Here is a 15,654-nt window from a genome sequence, read left to right as displayed (position 1 = left end):
CACATGATCGACACTTCATCGAAGAAATACTCTTAGCCACAACCGTTCTATGGCCGACGCGCCAGCAACACCCCCACCAGGGCGGTGGTTTCCTCGTCCAGCTCCACGTCGAGGGACACCGCGAGCACGGTGAGCTTGTCCGCCGTCTCCCGCACCCCGGTGTGGTTTCCGGCGCGGTACTCGATCCGGAGCAGGTCCCGGTACAGGAGTTCGCTTAGGGGCTCGGCCAGCAGACCGCGCATCGTCGCCCGGCGCGCGGCCACGAGGTCGCCCGCCTTCTGGCAGGCGTCGGCCAAGGTGTGGGCCACGTCCACGATCGCGTCGAGCATCTCCCGCTGCAGCCAGGAACTCCATGCGTACCTGCCGGGCGGGACGTTGGCGAACGGCGTCCCCCGGACCAGTTCCAGTGCTTCCTGCAGATGCTCGACGACGCACTCCCGCTCAGCGAGACCGCGCTGCGCAAGGTCCCGGAACGCCTGCCAGTCGGAGGTGAACGAGCCCGCCATCCGGTATCCGCCATGTCGCGCGTCGACGTTCGGTACGTACAGCTCGTCGTTCTCGTCCCGGCCGAGCCAGGTCCGCAGGCGGGAGATGTACCCCTGCCGGGTTGCCGCCGACCAGGGTTGCGCATCCGTGCCGAGTCGGCGGGAGATCTCGTCGGCCGTCACTCCCGGGTCGAGAGAAAGGGACGCAGCCAGCTCCGTCAGGCGGTTGAGCTTCTTGCCCTCCACGGCCTGCGGGTCGGCTCCGACCAGCCGAACGGGCCCCAGCAACAGGAGCGAGGGCGCCGCCGGAGTGAGAGGGCGCGGCCTGACCGAGACCGTCGGTCCTCGCGCCGCGAGAGGTTCTGGCACGCCGCTCTCTTCCGGCGGGACGTTCCGGTACTCGTCGGCCACGACTTCGACGGGGTCATCAGCGTCGGCCAAAGCCGCGACGAGTTCGTCGAGCTGCTCCGGCGAAAGCCTTTGCAGTTCCACGTCCACGCCGAGGTCCTCTACAGCGGTGCGAGGGCCTCGGACGTCAAGGCACCAGGCCCCCGGCAACAAGACGTCGGGGTGGTGAGCCGCCACGACGGCGTCCGGCCCGCACTGCAGAAGCCGTTGAGTGACGTCTTCGCTCAACGGGATGGCCGACAACAGCACCTGAGGCCTGTTTGGCTGCGGCTCCAGCCCAGCGATGGCTTCGTCCCATCCTGCCGCGTACCGAATCCGGCCCGGATGGCGCTCGGCCGACATCCGGCCGACGGCCACCAGGGTGACCCGCGTCCGCGCGGCCCACGGAGCTGCCGCCAGATCCCAGGCCATCGCCAGCACCACGGCCTCGATGGCGTCCCGACCTCCGGCCAAGGTGACCACACCGGCTTCGCGCAGATCGATCAGCACGAGGTCGCGATTCATGGTGTGGCCGAGGGACACGAGGGCCGGGTACGGCGGTGGGACGTCGTCGCCGTCGAGGCTCGCCGACGGGTTCAGCTTCCACTCGGCCGGTCCCGATTCGACGAACGGCTCGCTCGGCTCGCTCGCCTCGGTGAGCTGCAGCCTGATTCCCTCAGAGTCGATCTTGACGGCCCGCAGTCGCGGCAGGTCGCCCTTGTGGTGTCCCGCGAAAGTTCGCAGCGCAAGGTCGAGATCGCCGACTGTGGCGGGTTGGGCGGCGGCGTGGAGCGCCTGTTCGAGCGGGCCGGGCTCCCTGGGCCGAATCCGGTAGCCGGGACGGCGGCGCCGCTGCGCGCGGCGTAGCCGGACCGCCAGCAAGGTGAGCAGACCGGCGGCGAGGACACCGCCAACACTCGTCAGCGCGATCGAGGACCCATCCTCGACGGCCGGCGTCATCGCCGTCGAGAGCGGTGCGGGGGTCCGCACGTCAGGTGGCTTCGGCGGTTGCACGGGCACGGGCGGAGGCGCCGGTGGCTCGGTGGTCTGGCACGACTCGGGGCCGCGGACGAATACGGCGGCGGACGGAGCGCCACCACCCCCGGCGGCGGGTTTCGGTGGGCGGGGTATGCGCAGGACGTCGCCGGGGTGGATGGCGTCGGGGTCGTCCAGCCGGTGTCCGGTCGGCTGAGGTCGTTCGCGGTTGAGGTCGAAGATCTCGCGGTACCGTCGAGCGTCGCTGAGCTGTTCGCGGGCAATCTGGGTCAGCGTCTGACCAGGCCGCACGACGACTTCTTCACAGTCGGAGTCGTGCGGCAAGCGCAGGACCCAACCGGGCCGCAGCAGGCCAGGGTTCTGGAGGGAGCGGCCGTCAGGCTGGCGGGCGCCGCGGTTGAGGTCGTAGATCTCCTGGTAGCGGGCCGCGCTGCCGAGTTCGCCGGCGGCGATCTTCGTCAGGCTGTCGCCGGGGATGACCACGTGCGTGGACGGAGTTCCGTCGCCGGTAGGCTCCGCGGCCTCGGCCGCCGTGCCGGTCAGCACGCAAAGCACCAAGGCGGCAGCGATGCGATGTGCCCATGCGAAGCCAGGGAGCCGGGGCACGGTGGCGCCGCGGAGCCGGGCAACCGCTTCCAGCGCGATCGCGATCACCAGCTGGAGCCACGCGACGAAGCCCGCGCCGACTAGCAGCAGAAGGAAGACCTGGCCAGTGTCTTCACTGGTCAGCCACTCGGCGACCTCTGACATCGAGGGCAGGTGGTCGGGCAGGTAGGCGGACCGGAAGTGCCACAATGCCGTCGGTGGCGCCGCGATGATCGCGATCAGTGTGGCGACGCCGACCAACAGTCTCGCGGTTCGCATCGCACTTCCTCCTATCCTGCGGACACCACGACCGCCGCTCCGGTGCCGTGGACGGTGAACTCGGAGACGCCGATCGAGCCGAGGAAGACAGTCGGCCGGGTAATCGTGGTTTCAACGATGAGGCGGCCGTCGGGCCGCGGTCGCCGAGCCGCCCCAGCGCGACAAGCCGGCAGTAGGCCGCGAGTGCGCCGGCGAACGCTGCCCGGGCGTGCTTGACCTTGCTCTTCAGCACGATCACCGGCAGCTGCCAGCCGAGAAGCGCGCACCCCACGGACGCCGCACCGGTCAGCACGATCGGCGGCACCGCGCCGATCATCGCCAAGAGAACGGTCAGGACCGGGATCCACAAGGCGCCGACGATCAGAAAGCCGACCCGCTGGACCACGAACGATTCCCGAGACTGCCCGACCAGCGCCAGGTCAGCGGGTTTCGCGATCAGCTTCATCCGGTCTGCCCGCACGACGAGACCATGGCGCAGGCTTCTGCGGCCTCTCGTGAAGAACGTCGGCAAGCCGTGGCCGCGTCGGCGCGAAGGCCGCCACGGCCAGCGTCACGCCGATCGCGGCCGTGATGGCGAGGATGATCAGCGCCGCTTCGGTGTTCATGACCGTTCGCGAAGGAACCGCGGGGCCGCGGGCTCGACACCGAGCCGTCGCAACCACACCATCGCGACGCCGACGACGCCCAGCACGACAGCGAGCACCAGCTGCCCGCCGACCGAGTTGTAGACCGAGGTGTAGCTGTCGCTGCCGAAGGCGGCGAAGCCGACGAACATCACGGCCCAGAGGCCGAGCAGGATCCGCGCCGCGGACCGCCTCCGAGCCCGTTCGGTCTCCGCGTCCCGGCGCGCCGCGACGTCGGCGGCGATCTGGCGGGCAAGGGTGGTCAACAGTTCGGCGGTGCCGGTCCCCTGCCGGTGTGCAACGCACAGTCCCGCCGCGGCAGCGTCACCGATCTGGTCGTCGAGGTCGTCAGCGAACCGCAGGAGGGCGTCGGCGACGTGCCAGGTGCGCAGGCGCTGCCCGAGCGCGGTGACCTCGGCGCTGATCGCCGGCGAGGCCTCATGGGCGGCCCCTTGCAGCGCGCCGACGAGGCCGGCGTTGCCTGCGCGCAGAACGTCGGCAAGGCGTCGCAGCCAGTCCTCGAGCGCCTCCAGCCGCTCGATGCGCTCGGTGGCGAGCTTGCCTGCGCCGAACAGCCACGGCAGGAAGACGCCGGCTGCGGCGATGGCAAGTCCGGCGACCGGCCAGCCGCTGACCAGCCAGACGAGCGCACCCGCGCCGCAGGCCACAGTCCATCGCGCGGAGCTGCGGCGCCTGGTCGACCACCAGGCCAGAAGCCACCGGCCGCGCCGGAACGTCGGCAGACCGTTCGGCTCAAGACCGTGAAGGCCGATGAAGGCCAAGGTGAGGCCCAGGCCGGCACCTGCGCCGGCCAGCGTCAGGACGAACTCGGTCATCGCGGGCTCCGATCGGTCAGCCAGCCGCCGTCGCCGCTGCTGGTCAGCCAACTGCGGTCGAAGCCGCCGCGCTCGTAGTCCTCGATGTCAGTCGGCAGGTTGCCGGTCGGCACGGAACGTCGGCCGTCCTCCGGGGTGAACAGGAAGGTCCGGGCCGGACGGCCGTACTCCCCCGGCTCGACAGCGACGACTTCGGCAACGTGGCGATCGAGACGGCCGGGCTCGTACGCGAGGTCGACGTGGACGATCAGGTCGATGGTGTTGGCAACGACCTCGGGCCTCCTCGAACCATTGGCAAGACTCACTGCCGCTGCGCTTTGGGCCCCACGGCACCCGGGTCGATGAGGTGCGATGGCCACCGGACTGAGCCGTTGGACACTGACCGTACAACCGACGAGCACACAATGCAGCACCGCGCGGTCTGATCCCGTACAACGGAACCTGATGATCCGGCGCCTGCGCCGTTCGCGTGTCCGGCTCGGGTCCCGGTCTCGGCGGCAAACGTAGTCAGCTTTCCTTTTGGAGCCGTAATGTTGGGCGAAGGAGTAGCGGATCGTGTGGTTTCGCCAGCGATTGGGTACCAGGAGCGCATGGTTGTCCAAGCGCCCGAACGAAATCCGTCTGTCGCGACACCCACTGTGCAGTCCCAGCGCCGTTCCGACGAGTACTCCCACTGTGTTCCGCTGTTCGCCGAACGGAGCCGGCTCGGCGACGAGAACACTCGGCGCAGCGAACTGCGGGCGCGGTTGATCACCGAGCACCTCCCGCTGGCCGAACACATCGCCCGGCGCTTCAGCGGCCGCGGCGAACCGTTCGACGATCTGCTGCAGGTCGCGCGGACCGGCCTGATCCGGGCCGTCGACCGCTACGATCCCGAGCGGGGCGCGGACTTCTTGTCCTTCGCGGTGCCGACGGTCATGGGCGAAGTTCGCCGCCATTTCCGCGACACCGGCTGGTCGATGCGTGTTCCTCGCTCCTTGAAGGAGCTGCAGCAGAAGCTCAGCACGGCGACCGACACCCTCGCGCGCGACCTGGGCCGGGCGCCCACGCCGAGCGAGCTGGCGGCGCACCTGGGGATGGGCGTCGACTTCGTGCGGGAAGGCCTGCTGGCGGCGGAGGCGTACCGGCCACATTCGATCGACGCTCCCGTTCGCGGCGCCGAGGACACGGTGACGGTCGCTGACCAGCTCGCGGTCGAGGAATCCGGGTTCAGCCGTTTTGACAACCGTGTCGCGTTGCAGGCTGCGCTGGCGAAGTTGCCGGCCCGGGAACGCGCGATCGTCAAGATGCGGTTCGTCGATGAGCTGCCGCAGCGCGAGATCGCGAAGCGGATCGGCGTGTCCCAGATGCATATCTCGCGGCTGCTGGCCAAGACCCTCGAACAGCTCCGCGCGCACATCGTCGCCGACTAGGGTTTCCCGTTCACCCGGCTGGAGAATCGGCGGCAGGCATTGCGGGCTGATCGTTACGCGTCCAGGTCATGGTGACGGTGGTGCCGGCCACGCTCGTCTCGACCAGCGCCTGGTCGGCCAGGGTGTGTATCAGGGGCAATCCGCGGCCGCCGAGCAGGGACGAGCGCGGAACCGCTTGCCACTGACCGGAGTCGCGGATGGTGACGGTCACAGCGCCACCTACGTGGCGGGCGTGCACGGTGAAGGAGCCGGGCCGATCTGGGTAGGCGTGGACCACGACGTTGGCCATGGCTTCGTACACCGCCAACAGCAGATCTTGCACTCGTTCCGGCGCCAAGCCGGTACTGGTGGCCCAGCCGGCGAGCTGGTCGCGCAGGGGGCTGATCCGGGCCGGCTCGGCAGGCACGTCCTCGTGCAGCAGATCCGGCGCGGTGGCGGTGTCGTCGGCTGAGCTGTCGGCGGCGCAGGTCATCGCGAGTGATCTGCGGCCAGCGCGTCCGTCCGGCTGGGGAAGACCGGGAGCAGCTGATCCATCCCGGTAAGGGTGATGGCGCGGTGGGCCAAGCTGTCGGAGATCGTGGCGACCCGCACCGTGGTGCGCTGCCCGCCGGTGGCGTGGGCCTTGGCCAGCACCGACAGGCCGGAGGAGTCGAGGAAGGTCACCGCGGTCAGGTCGATCACGAGCACGGCGGGTCGCTGGGCGAGTGCGGCGGCGACCGCGTCGGTCAGCTGGTCGGCGGTAAGGAGATCAACTTCGCCCGCCGCGGCAAGTACCAGCGCCCCCGAGGATGCCTCCTCGCGCAAAGAGAGCCGCAGGGCGTCGTCGATCTGGGTGTGGTCGGCGACGTCGTCGTTCACCGGCGCGTTTCCGATCTCCTGGCCATCAGCTCGTTCCCTTCTCCGGGCACCCCAACCAGCGGCAGCCACTTCCGCGGCGCCGACGAGTACCCGAATAGCCGATTGGTTAACCAGGACTTTTGATCAGCGCAGCCGCGCCACCAGAGACAACCACTCCTCGGCGTCGGCCCGGTCGGCATGGACAGGCAGGATGCGGTCAAGGAGCAGCAACTTGATCGGGCGGACCACGGCGCGCTGGCTGGCGATGACGGCGCAGGCGATGCCACGTGAATGAGCGTTGGTCACAGCGTTGACCAGGACCGACAGGCCGCCGGAAGAGCAGAACCCGACCGCGGTGAGATCGATGATGACCGCGACCATGGCCGCGTCGGCCGTGGTCGTCACGGTGAAGCGGGTACCCGCAAGAGGGACGGTGTGGATGTCACGGCGACTGCCGGGGTTGACGGTGGCGCGCATGTGGTGGCCTCCTCGTCGACGCGGGGGAGCCGGATGTGCCGTGCCCCCGCGGTGCCGGGCTGCCGGTGGGCAGGCCGAACTCCGGTTCGGTGGCGGCTGGTGGTCTCAACCGCGACGCCGCACCGCACCCCGGCCGACACCGGGTACTGCAGCGAAGCGCCACGGCCCGGATGGCGCGCAGAACACGGACCGGGCCAGACACGTACAGCCCATCCGGCCGCCCGCTCAACCGGCCTCGGACTGATCTTCCTGGTTGGCGGTGTCGAAGGCCGACCCGAGCACGTGCTGCCGCAGCTGGTCGAGGACCACGGCGAAGGTTTCCGCACTCACGGTGCCGGCTTCGGTGCGGCTGCCTGCCGCGACCACGACCGCGGCGACCTCGTGCAACTTGACGTTGGTGCGCTGGGAGATGGTGCGCAGCGCGGTGAAGGCGGTCGCGGCGTTCCAGCCGCGCACCAGCATCAGCATGCCTTTGGCTTGCTCGATGACCGGCTGCGTGTCGAGGGCGTCCCGCAGCTGGGCCAGCTCGTCGGCCGGGTTGTCCGGGGATCTCCACGACGTCATGCGCTCATTTCACCTCATCCAGCCCCACCAGGCACCGCGACGCGAGGCCGCTGAAGCCGGCATCGCCCGATGCGCCGACCGGACAATCGAGCGATTCCGCATCGATTCCGGCTTTCCCGCGCCGTCTCGGACGGCTGGAACGATGGGTGCCCGATGCACACGATTGGCACGTTGATCGGCGGGTAAAGGACACGAGGTGGCCGGACGGTTGAACAACCAGCCCTCCGGCCACCGCCTTCACAGTTGGCACCTCGCCAGGCCGTTGCCCGCGTCCCATCAGCGGAGGCTGCGCCCGGTGGTCGCGGCGAAGCGGAACTCCACGCTCACCGGGAAAGCTTCCAGGTCGAGCGCCTGGTGCAACCGGGGTAGGGCCTCCGTCGCCAGGTGTTCCCGGATCTCCTGCGGGTCGCCGTCGTGGGCCAAGGTGACGACCAAGGCGAGCCTCGGGGCTTCGCGGGTTCCCGCCAGCGTCGCACGAGCCTGGTGGACGCCGGGGTGAGCACGCAGTTCTTCGGTGAACGGGACGACGGCGGTGTCGGCGGCCAGTTCGGTGCGGCCGCGGTCCGGGTCGGTGTCGAAGCGCCAGGTCCGGGTCGGTGGCCGGCGGGTCAGCTGGGCGAGGATCCAGCGCAGCGCCAGCAACCCCAGCAGCACCGCGACCGCGGCGGTGACGTACCAGACCCACGTCGGCGGCGCGGCCGTGCCGGGCACCAGCGTCGCGGCCGGGTCGAGCACGCGCAGGCGCCCGAAGTGCGTCGCCATCGTGAATCCGCCGGCGGCCAGCAGGAGCAGCCCGAGCAGGGCCAGGACCGTGCGGTTGAGGCGCGCCGGACGGTTGAAGTCGGTCATGTCGTCCTCCTCGGGGCGCGGACCCGCACTGCCACCGCAGGGTGGGTGGCCGGGCCGATCCGGTCCAGCCGGTCGGCGACCGCGGCGCGGACGGCGTCGGCGAGGCCATCGGGACGGGTGCGGGCGGTGTCGACGCAGACCTTGACCCGCCGCCGGCCAAGCTTCACCCGGGCCGCGGCGACGCCGTCGACGCCAGCCGCAGCGGTGCGCAGGGTCGTGCGGTAGCCGCCGCGGGCGACGCCGGAATCGAAGCGCCCGGCCAGCGGCAGCACAGTGGCCGCCCCGGGCAGGATCGCGGCCAGCAGCAGCACCACTCCGGCCAACGCGAGAACACCTCCGGCGACGGCGGTCGCGACGTCGGTCCAACGCAGGTCGTGCAGCGTGGCGGCGACGGTGTCGTAGCTGATCCAGGCGCGTTCGCCGAGGAGGCGCTGGATGGCGCTCACGGCGACGAGCACGCACAAGCCCAGCAGCACGACCGCGCTCAGCAGGGCCGGGACGCTGCGGCGCGGGCGGCGTTTCATTCGACCCTCCGGGACTTGGCGACGGGCGTGTGCAGGGCGGTGACGGTGATGTCGACGCGGGTGACGGTGAGCCCGGTCAGCTCCTCGACGCGTCGCTCGAGGTGCTCGCGAGCCCGCTCGGTCGTCCGGGCCACCGAGGCCGGGTAGGTGATCGAGAGGCGCACGTCCAGCGTCACGCCGCCGCCGGTGACGTGGGCGGTGACCTTGGCGGACCGGTCGGGGTCTTCGGCACCGAGGCTGACACCGAGCACCCGGCCGGCGGCGCCCCCGACCTCGTCGATTTCCCGCACCGCGTGGGCGGCCAGGCGCTGCACGGCCTGGTCGGCGATGGTCAGCGTGCCGCGTTCGAGGGTGGCGGTCACGGTGCTCAGCCCCGGTCGCGCCCGGACAGCTGGGACAGGTCGAGCTTGCCGTCGAGGACGCGGCCGACCAGGAACCCGATCGCGCCGAGGACGGCGACGGCGGCGAACGCGCCGAACCCGCCGAAGGCGACGGCCAGGCCGAGCACGAGGCCGGTCAAGAGGCCGAGCTGGGTGGAATTCACGACACCTTCTCCTTCGCTTGCTGCTCCAGAACGGACTGTTCGGCGAGGTCCGCCAGCACGACGTGCACGGCCCTCCCGGTGACACCGGCCGCGGCCCGGATCGCCGCGGCGAGTTCAGCGGCCACCACCGGGAAGTGCGCGGTGACGGCGACGGTGACGTCCCCCTCACGGACCCGGACGCCCTTGACCCGCCGCGGCGGGTCGAGGGTGGCGATCTCCCCGAACCGGCCGCCGTGCAGGCCGGCCACGCCGGGCACGGCCAGCACGGCGGCGGCGATCCGGGCGGCGTCGGGTTCGGAGGTCACTGCACCCGGCCGGTGTCGGTGTTCTCGCCCTCGTCGTCCGACGGCAGGTGCAGGTCGCCGACGTGGATGTTGACCTCGACCACCTCCAGGCCGGTCATCTGCTCGACCGCGGTGATCACGTTACGGCGCACCGAGCGCGAGAGGTCGGCGATGGAGACGCCATATTCGACGACGATCTGCAGGTCGACGGCGGCCTGCTTCTCGCCCACCTCCACCGACACGCCCTGACCCGCCGAAGCGGTCGCGCCCGGGATGCGCTCACGGATGGCCGAGAACGCCCGCGCGGCGCCGCCGCCGAGGGCGTGCACGCCAGGGATTTCGCGGGTGGCCAGGCCGGCGATCTTCTGCACCACGACGTCGGAGATCGACGTCGAGCCCTGAGCGCTCACCAGCGCGCCTTCGGTCTTCGCGGGCTGAGACGAGGTGGTCTGCGCGGGAACCTTGGTGGCTGCAGCGGTCATCGTGGTGTCTCCTTCGCACAAATCGGATGTCTTGCGGTGGCAGAGGAACCAGCTTCGATTGTTTCCTCCACACAGGACAGACACCCGGTTCGGAAGATCGTCACGACCCGATCGTGTGAAGCACACCACTCCTCCCAACGAGAGGGGCTGTACCGGGCACGGATGCCAGATGACGCGCTCACCTGGGTCAGCAGCGGCCCATCTAACGGCTACATCGCAAGCAAACGTGGTCGTGAACCGGCTCGGTCTGCATGTGCGCTCGCGTGACATCGGCGGGTGAGATCGTCTCCAGCGTTGCCGCCCGGTGGATGGACGACGTCCCCGCGTCACCTGGACAGTGCGGTTCGGCCGGGCGGCGACTCGAGGCTCATCGGCTCACGCCCGGCATCGGCCCCTCACACGCGCTCGTCGCGCGTGCTAACGAACACCGCTCGGTTCACGACACCCCGAGTGCAGGCCCACCCGGAGCATCGGCGAAAGGTCGTCCACGTTGAGCGCCATTGCCGATCCGGCCGCTCCTGAACCGGCTGAGCCCGATGTGGCATGGCGCCACGTCGTCGAGGTCAGCCCCGCCGTCGACGGGACGGTCACCATCACCGTCCGAACCGGCGATCTCGATGAGGCTGATGCTTTGGCTGCCGCGCTGGACGTGGCGGCGGCGCGGTGTGCGGGCGGGACTGTCCTGGTCGACGCCACCGCCGCCCAGGTGGTGACGAATGAGGTCGTCGCGGTGTTGTTGCGTCGCGCTCGCGCGGCCACGCTGGACGGCAGCCGGCTGGTACTGCGTCCGTCGGACTCCGTGCAGCGGAAATTGGTGCTGCTGGGCGTTGCCGGTGTCGTCGCTCTGCAGCCGCCACCGAAGAACTGACCGCGTTCACCGCGAGCGACCGCTCGGCACCCAGCGCAACGACATGAAGACGAGCCGCAGGTCGTCCTGAGGCGGTTCGGCCCTCGGGTTATCCACCGTTCGACGGCGCGGTATTGCGGCTCGGGTCGGGGCCGAACCAGTCGAGGCAAACCACCATGGCGTCGTCGGTGGTCCCGGCGGCTGCGCGACGAAGGGCGAGGTCGGCCAGGACCGCGCCCGGAACTTGCGCGGCGGTGAGTTCGGCGGTGTCGATGACTGTGTCGGCGAGGCCGGAGTCGCCGTAGAGGTCGCCGGTGGGGCCGATGGCGTCGTAAACGCCGTCGCTGACGAAGACCAGCCGGTCACCGGGATTGACCTGCAGGCGCTGAGTGACGTAGTCGGTGTCGCCGAAGGCGCCCAAGGGCAGCTGTTCGTCGAAGGAGACGCGGCGGGCATCGCCGTCGCGCAGCAGCCACACGCGCGGCGAGCCGGTGTCGACGACATCGAGTGCGCCGGTGACCAAGTCGAGCTGCAGGAGCAGGGCGGTGACGTATTCGCGTCCGTCGTAGTGGCCGTGCAGGGCTTGGTCGGTGAGTTCGGCTTGGACTGTCAGGGGCACGCCGGCGCGGCGGGCGTTGCGCAGGGCGTTGACCGCGAGATGGGTCACCGTGGCCGCGTCGACACCGTGTCCCATGCCGTTGACCAGCGTGACGGCCAGCGACCTGGCTGTTGCGGACCAGTCGAAGCTGTCGCCGTGGACGGCGTAGGCAGGCTCGAGCTGCCCACCGAGGGCGAACTCGGGCCTGGTACAGGAGCGGCCCGGCAGCAGCTGCCACTGCATCTCCGCGGCCAGGGTGAGCCGGCTGGTCCGTTGCGCCTGCAGGTACAGATCAGTGTCCCGGCCGGCGACCAGGAGCTCGTGGGCGAGCGCTTCAGCGATCCGGGACAGTTCGAATTGTACCGCCGGGTCCGGAGCCGCCGCGAAACTGACCGCCAGGACGCCCAGGCGGTCACCGCGCACCGAAACCGGGACGTACGCGGCGACCGTGCGCGCGGTCGTTTCGAACGTCACCTGCTGACCGGCGAACGCCGCGCCCGCGACCGTGCCGTGCACCGGCATCGGCTCCCGGCTGTAGGGAAGGTCTGCCACCGGCTGCAGTTCGGTCATGCCGTAGTCGGCGAGCAGCAGCTCGACGGCCTGGGCGTCCCATCCCGCGGTCAGGACGGCTCGCAGCACCGCGAGTAGTTCGTGCGGCGCGGCTTCGCGCAGCAGCCGGTCGACCGCCGTCGTCTTCACCGCGGTGTGTCCTCCTTGGAACCCGAGGTTCCGGGCTCCTGTCGATGTTATGTCCGCTCGTCAGAGCGTCGAAGATCGTTGGTGGCGCTGCTGAATGGTGGTTCGGATGCGAAAATCGGATCTGTGGACCGGTCGAGACGTTGGCAGGCTGATGCCGTCGCGGCCGAGCCTGCCGACCTGAGCGACTCGTTCGAATTCCTGTGGGATTACGCCCGGCAGGTTTCCGACGACTCCTTACCGGCCTCGCAGTTCCGGGCCCTGGTGGTGCTCGATCACCACGAAGGCATCAACCTGAGCTCGCTGGCCGGGCTGCTCGGGACCACGCCGCCATTGGCCAGCCGCCTGTGCGACCGCCTCCAGGCCGCCGGGTTCGTCGAACGCACGCTCAGCAAGCACAGCCGGCGCGAGCTGTCGCTACGCCTGAGTGAACGCGGGCGGGCCCACCTGAGCCGGGTGCGCGCGCGTCGGAAGAAGCACATCGCGGCCGTGCTCGCCGCGCTGTCTCCTGAAGCCCGTGAGGCGCTGTTCGCCGGGCTGACCGCGTTTCGCGCCGCCGCTCGCCGCGGGCGAGGAGTAGATTCCTGACCACGCGGATACCGTACGACAACTGTTGTCGTGTGACAACAGTCGGATATGGATCGCCCTCGATGGGCCTCGATCCGGGTCGGATGCCACTCCGATCCGGTGACAGTGCGCGGTAGGCTGCGCCGACGGCTCGACCGAGGGATGCCACAGTGAACCGTTCGCGCAGGACGCGCGCTGCCGACCAGGTGGCCGCGGCGGTGGCTGACACCGCCGAACTGCTCGAAATCCTCTTCGAGCAAGCCCGCGACGCCTCTCCCAGGCCGCTGTCGGTGTCGCAGGTGCGAGCCGTCGTCGCACTCGACCGTTACGAAGGACTGAACCTTCGGACCTTGGCGGAACTGCTCGGATCCACCCCGCCGCTGGCCAGCCGGCTGTGTGACCGTCTGGAAGCCGTGGGCTTCATCGAACGGCTTCCCCATTCCCAGAATCGCCGGGAACTGGCCCTGCGCCTGTCCGACAGCGGCCGCGCCTATCTGCAGGACCTGCGTGCGCGTCGCAGGGAAAGCCTGCACACCGTTCTCGCCGCACTGACCACCGAGGAACGAGACGCTCTTGCGAGCGGGCTACGCGCGTTCCAGGCCGCAGCCAATCGTGATCTCGCCGAGGATGACAACCGCGCAGCGGGACAGTAGGGTCACTGTTGTCATACGACAACTGACGTGACGGGTCCTCCGCTGCGCCAGGTCGTTCTCACGTCGCGGTTCAGCCGTCAGCCATGACGTGCAGCACGCAGTCGTCGTTCCCGGTCGATCGAACCGGTCTTCACTCGGAGCACAGCTCATGGAACCCCCAACCCCGCCGACACTGGCGGTCGCCGTGCGATCGATCGGCGACATCGCGGTCCTCGAAGCGGACGGCGACGTGGACCACGTCGTGCGGACCATGCTGCGTGCGGCCATGGCGGCGGCTCTCGCCCGCGGCCCTCGGGCGCTGGTGGTCGACCTGAGCCGCGTGGCGTTCTTCGCCTCGGCCGGTCTCTCCGCACTGGCCTGGCTGCACGGAGCCGCCGGGGAGGCGGGCATCGAAGTCACTCTGGTGGCGACCCAGCGCAGTGTGCTGAGGCCGCTGGCGCTCACCCGGGTCGACGACCTGTTCGACATCCATCCCACCGTGGACGCCGCCGTCGAACACCTCGGCGCGCCGGAGTTTCCGGGTCCCCGCCACCCGGAAATCGGCGACAGCCAGCGGTAATCGCGCCGTTTCGCTCTTCACGGAGTTCAGCGGTGTGGTGGCCGACCCCGGTTGACGTCCAGAGCGTTCGTGGTGGTTCGGCGAATGGCGAGCACGACGGTGTCATCAGCGTCCAGGACGACGTCGTGCATGCGGGTCACCAGCTCCGCCGGTAGCGTGTCGATCGGGTGGCCGGCAAGCGCACGGGCGTGACCCAGGAGCCGGATCTGGCCTTCTTCGAGGTCGCGGCGGCTTTCGATGAGACCGTCGGTGTAGAGCAGCACGGCATCCCCCTGGCCGAGCGTGTGCTGGATCAGCTCGGGACTGCCGGGATCGGGGAAGCCGACGCCACGGCCGACGACCGGGGCGCGCAGCAGCCGGGCGTCGCCGGCCGCGGTGACCAGCACCGGCGGCGGGCGACTTCCGTTGGCGAGAACCATTTTCCCGGATGCGGGGTCGAGGCGAGCCAGGAGCACGGTGGCCATCAGGTCCGGCTCGATCGTGGCGAGGGTAGTGGCGGTGCGGGCGATGAGGCCGGCGAACGGGTGGCCTTCGAGCGCGAGGGTCCGGATGGCGTGGGTGACGGTGAGGGCGTGCCGGGTGGAAGTGACGCCGTGGCCGACCGCGTCGACCACGGTCACGTGCAGGTGCCCGTCAGGCAGGACGAACCAGTCGTAGAGGTCACCTCCGGTCGGGGAGCCGGTACCGGTCGGCGAGTACTGGACAGCCAGCTCCCAGCTCGGCACCGCCGGCGGCCGCGGGCGTAGCGCGTCCTCCAGTTCACGGAAGATCACCGTGTGCGCGCGGCGGAGCTGCTCGTCCCGCTCCTCGAGTTCGACGTACATCGCCAGTACGCCGCTGTTGGTTTCGGCGAGTTCGTGCTTGAGCTCCCGCTGCTCCTGAGCGAGGGCGTCGGCGCGGGCGATCAACGCGAGCATCTCCTCACGGGTCGCCGCATCGTCTTCCAGAGGCGCCGGTTGAGGACTGAGTCCCGCGGTCAGGTGCCAGGAGAGAGTGGCACCGTCTCCGGCGCCGGGCAGTAGCGGAAGGGTGTTGCGCCGGACCTGCTCGACCGGCTCGGGGAGCCGGAAGGTGACGGCCAGCCGACGATCCGCCATGGCGGTCTCGAGGGACATCTCCTGACCGGTCTCGATAGCTGGTTCGGCGAGCAGGGTCGCCGCGAGGACCAGGCGAGCACGCTCACCGGCCGGCAGACCCGCTTCGCCGCAGGCGGCGCGCAGCTCTCGACGGAGCCGGGCGAGTTCAGGGTGCATCAGGTGATCCGGTCCGAGTGAGGGCGAGCACGGCGCTCCGCCGTACGCCTGTGGCTTGTTTGTCATATGACAATGGTTGAGACTACCGAGGACAAGTCCGCGGCTACACGCGGACCCGTCGGCGTCCCATTCCATGGCGGCCGGTGCTCCGACGCCGCCGCCCACTACCCGGCCCGGGCGGGCTGCCCGCAGGATCGATCCGCCGACTCCACAGTGGTATCCCTATGCTGAACCCGCAGCACAGCTCACGCGACCCGCCGTAGACCGGCAACGCCGGAGCGGCGCACACTCGACAGACTGATCGTGAGCCTCTCCGC

Annotated in this window: 22 protein-coding genes; 5 read left to right on the top strand and 17 right to left on the bottom strand. The window is 70.0% G+C overall.

What is annotated here, in order from left to right; all coding sequences use genetic code 11:
- Nucleotides 1-47: 47 nt before the first annotated feature.
- The 5 genes from ACFPLC_RS23440 to ACFPLC_RS23420 are packed head-to-tail and all read right to left on the bottom strand — an operon-like array spanning nucleotide 48 to nucleotide 4,496.
- Nucleotides 48-2,684 carry a LysM peptidoglycan-binding domain-containing protein gene (locus tag ACFPLC_RS23440; RefSeq protein ID WP_378236280.1) on the bottom strand — a complete coding sequence of 879 codons (2,637 nt, stop codon included), beginning with the start codon at nucleotides 2,682-2,684 and terminating at the stop codon, nucleotides 48-50.
- Nucleotides 2,587-3,177 carry a hypothetical protein gene (locus ACFPLC_RS23435; protein ID WP_378201039.1) on the bottom strand — a complete coding sequence of 197 codons (591 nt, stop codon included), beginning with the start codon at nucleotides 3,175-3,177 and terminating at the stop codon, nucleotides 2,587-2,589. The genes ACFPLC_RS23440 and ACFPLC_RS23435 overlap by 98 nt, the downstream gene beginning before the upstream one ends.
- Entirely contained in the window at nucleotides 3,152-3,337 is a 186-nt protein-coding gene (locus tag ACFPLC_RS23430; protein WP_378201042.1) for a hypothetical protein, read from the bottom strand. The genes ACFPLC_RS23435 and ACFPLC_RS23430 overlap by 26 nt, the downstream gene beginning before the upstream one ends.
- Nucleotides 3,334-4,191, bottom strand: coding sequence for a type II secretion system F family protein (locus ACFPLC_RS23425; protein ID WP_378201045.1), 858 nt, complete (start codon nucleotides 4,189-4,191; stop codon nucleotides 3,334-3,336). The genes ACFPLC_RS23430 and ACFPLC_RS23425 overlap by 4 nt, the downstream gene beginning before the upstream one ends.
- Nucleotides 4,188-4,496, bottom strand: coding sequence for a hypothetical protein (locus ACFPLC_RS23420; RefSeq protein WP_378201048.1), 309 nt, complete (start codon nucleotides 4,494-4,496; stop codon nucleotides 4,188-4,190). The genes ACFPLC_RS23425 and ACFPLC_RS23420 overlap by 4 nt, the downstream gene beginning before the upstream one ends.
- A gap of 285 nt (nucleotides 4,497-4,781) precedes the next feature.
- Here ACFPLC_RS23420 and ACFPLC_RS23415 point away from each other — a divergent pair, with 285 nt between their 5' ends.
- Nucleotides 4,782-5,603 carry a SigB/SigF/SigG family RNA polymerase sigma factor gene (locus ACFPLC_RS23415; RefSeq protein WP_378201155.1) on the top strand — a complete coding sequence of 274 codons (822 nt, stop codon included), beginning with the start codon at nucleotides 4,782-4,784 and terminating at the stop codon, nucleotides 5,601-5,603.
- Between the two features lie 10 nt (nucleotides 5,604-5,613).
- Here the strand turns inward: ACFPLC_RS23415 and ACFPLC_RS23410 are convergent, their stop codons facing one another.
- The 10 genes from ACFPLC_RS23410 to ACFPLC_RS23365 form a co-directional block, all read right to left on the bottom strand.
- On the bottom strand, nucleotides 5,614-6,075 hold the full coding sequence (locus ACFPLC_RS23410; RefSeq protein ID WP_378201051.1) for an ATP-binding protein: 462 nt from the start codon (nucleotides 6,073-6,075) through the stop codon (nucleotides 5,614-5,616).
- Nucleotides 6,072-6,461, bottom strand: coding sequence for an STAS domain-containing protein (locus tag ACFPLC_RS23405; RefSeq protein ID WP_378201054.1), 390 nt, complete (start codon nucleotides 6,459-6,461; stop codon nucleotides 6,072-6,074). The genes ACFPLC_RS23410 and ACFPLC_RS23405 overlap by 4 nt, the downstream gene beginning before the upstream one ends.
- A 123-nt stretch (nucleotides 6,462-6,584) precedes the next feature.
- A complete protein-coding gene (locus tag ACFPLC_RS23400) occupies nucleotides 6,585-6,917 on the bottom strand; it encodes an STAS domain-containing protein (RefSeq protein ID WP_378201057.1) in 333 nt (110 codons plus the stop codon).
- A gap of 225 nt (nucleotides 6,918-7,142) precedes the next feature.
- A complete protein-coding gene (locus tag ACFPLC_RS23395; protein ID WP_378201060.1) occupies nucleotides 7,143-7,481 on the bottom strand; it encodes an ANTAR domain-containing protein in 339 nt (112 codons plus the stop codon).
- A gap of 276 nt (nucleotides 7,482-7,757) precedes the next feature.
- Nucleotides 7,758-8,330: an alkaline shock response membrane anchor protein AmaP gene (gene amaP / locus ACFPLC_RS23390; RefSeq protein WP_378201063.1), complete on the bottom strand. Its 573-nt coding sequence runs from the start codon at nucleotides 8,328-8,330 to the stop codon at nucleotides 7,758-7,760.
- Nucleotides 8,327-8,854, bottom strand: a complete 528-nt coding sequence (locus tag ACFPLC_RS23385; RefSeq protein ID WP_378201066.1) for a DUF6286 domain-containing protein — start codon at nucleotides 8,852-8,854, stop codon at nucleotides 8,327-8,329. Before ACFPLC_RS23385 ends, amaP begins: the two co-directional genes overlap by 4 nt.
- A complete protein-coding gene (locus ACFPLC_RS23380) occupies nucleotides 8,851-9,225 on the bottom strand; it encodes an Asp23/Gls24 family envelope stress response protein (protein ID WP_378201158.1) in 375 nt (124 codons plus the stop codon). Before ACFPLC_RS23380 ends, ACFPLC_RS23385 begins: the two co-directional genes overlap by 4 nt.
- Nucleotides 9,222-9,398: a hypothetical protein gene (locus ACFPLC_RS23375; RefSeq protein WP_176170605.1), complete on the bottom strand. Its 177-nt coding sequence runs from the start codon at nucleotides 9,396-9,398 to the stop codon at nucleotides 9,222-9,224. Before ACFPLC_RS23375 ends, ACFPLC_RS23380 begins: the two co-directional genes overlap by 4 nt.
- Nucleotides 9,395-9,703 carry a hypothetical protein gene (locus ACFPLC_RS23370; protein WP_378235919.1) on the bottom strand — a complete coding sequence of 103 codons (309 nt, stop codon included), beginning with the start codon at nucleotides 9,701-9,703 and terminating at the stop codon, nucleotides 9,395-9,397. The genes ACFPLC_RS23375 and ACFPLC_RS23370 overlap by 4 nt, the downstream gene beginning before the upstream one ends.
- A complete protein-coding gene (locus ACFPLC_RS23365) occupies nucleotides 9,700-10,164 on the bottom strand; it encodes an Asp23/Gls24 family envelope stress response protein (RefSeq protein ID WP_378201072.1) in 465 nt (154 codons plus the stop codon). Before ACFPLC_RS23365 ends, ACFPLC_RS23370 begins: the two co-directional genes overlap by 4 nt.
- 490 nt (nucleotides 10,165-10,654) lie before the next feature.
- Here ACFPLC_RS23365 and ACFPLC_RS23360 point away from each other — a divergent pair, with 490 nt between their 5' ends.
- Nucleotides 10,655-11,032: a hypothetical protein gene (locus tag ACFPLC_RS23360; RefSeq protein WP_378201075.1), complete on the top strand. Its 378-nt coding sequence runs from the start codon at nucleotides 10,655-10,657 to the stop codon at nucleotides 11,030-11,032.
- 88 nt (nucleotides 11,033-11,120) lie between these two features.
- Here ACFPLC_RS23360 and ACFPLC_RS23355 read toward each other — a convergent pair whose 3' ends face one another.
- Nucleotides 11,121-12,308: a PP2C family protein-serine/threonine phosphatase gene (locus tag ACFPLC_RS23355; RefSeq protein ID WP_378201078.1), complete on the bottom strand. Its 1,188-nt coding sequence runs from the start codon at nucleotides 12,306-12,308 to the stop codon at nucleotides 11,121-11,123.
- A gap of 123 nt (nucleotides 12,309-12,431) precedes the next feature.
- Here ACFPLC_RS23355 and ACFPLC_RS23350 point away from each other — a divergent pair, with 123 nt between their 5' ends.
- The 3 genes from ACFPLC_RS23350 to ACFPLC_RS23340 all read left to right on the top strand — a co-directional run bounded on the left by ACFPLC_RS23350 (nucleotide 12,432) and on the right by ACFPLC_RS23340 (nucleotide 14,084).
- A complete protein-coding gene (locus ACFPLC_RS23350) occupies nucleotides 12,432-12,893 on the top strand; it encodes a MarR family winged helix-turn-helix transcriptional regulator (protein ID WP_378235918.1) in 462 nt (153 codons plus the stop codon).
- 149 nt (nucleotides 12,894-13,042) lie between these two features.
- Nucleotides 13,043-13,525 carry a MarR family transcriptional regulator gene (locus ACFPLC_RS23345; RefSeq protein ID WP_378201083.1) on the top strand — a complete coding sequence of 161 codons (483 nt, stop codon included), beginning with the start codon at nucleotides 13,043-13,045 and terminating at the stop codon, nucleotides 13,523-13,525.
- A 148-nt stretch (nucleotides 13,526-13,673) separates the two neighbouring features.
- Nucleotides 13,674-14,084, top strand: coding sequence for an STAS domain-containing protein (locus tag ACFPLC_RS23340; protein ID WP_378201086.1), 411 nt, complete (start codon nucleotides 13,674-13,676; stop codon nucleotides 14,082-14,084).
- A gap of 26 nt (nucleotides 14,085-14,110) precedes the next feature.
- On the opposite strand, the gene ACFPLC_RS23335 is transcribed toward ACFPLC_RS23340, so the two are convergent.
- Complete coding sequence (locus tag ACFPLC_RS23335) at nucleotides 14,111-15,403, bottom strand: PP2C family protein-serine/threonine phosphatase (protein ID WP_378235917.1); 1,293 nt, start codon at nucleotides 15,401-15,403, stop codon at nucleotides 14,111-14,113.
- Nucleotides 15,404-15,654: the final 251 nt, after the last annotated feature.

This window comes from Amycolatopsis plumensis (assembly GCF_042652605.1).
Taxonomy (GTDB): Bacteria; Actinomycetota; Actinomycetes; order Mycobacteriales; family Pseudonocardiaceae; genus Amycolatopsis; species Amycolatopsis plumensis.
The sequence above is the reverse complement of the archived record's forward strand: the minus strand, read 5'-3'. Positions and strand labels throughout refer to the sequence as shown.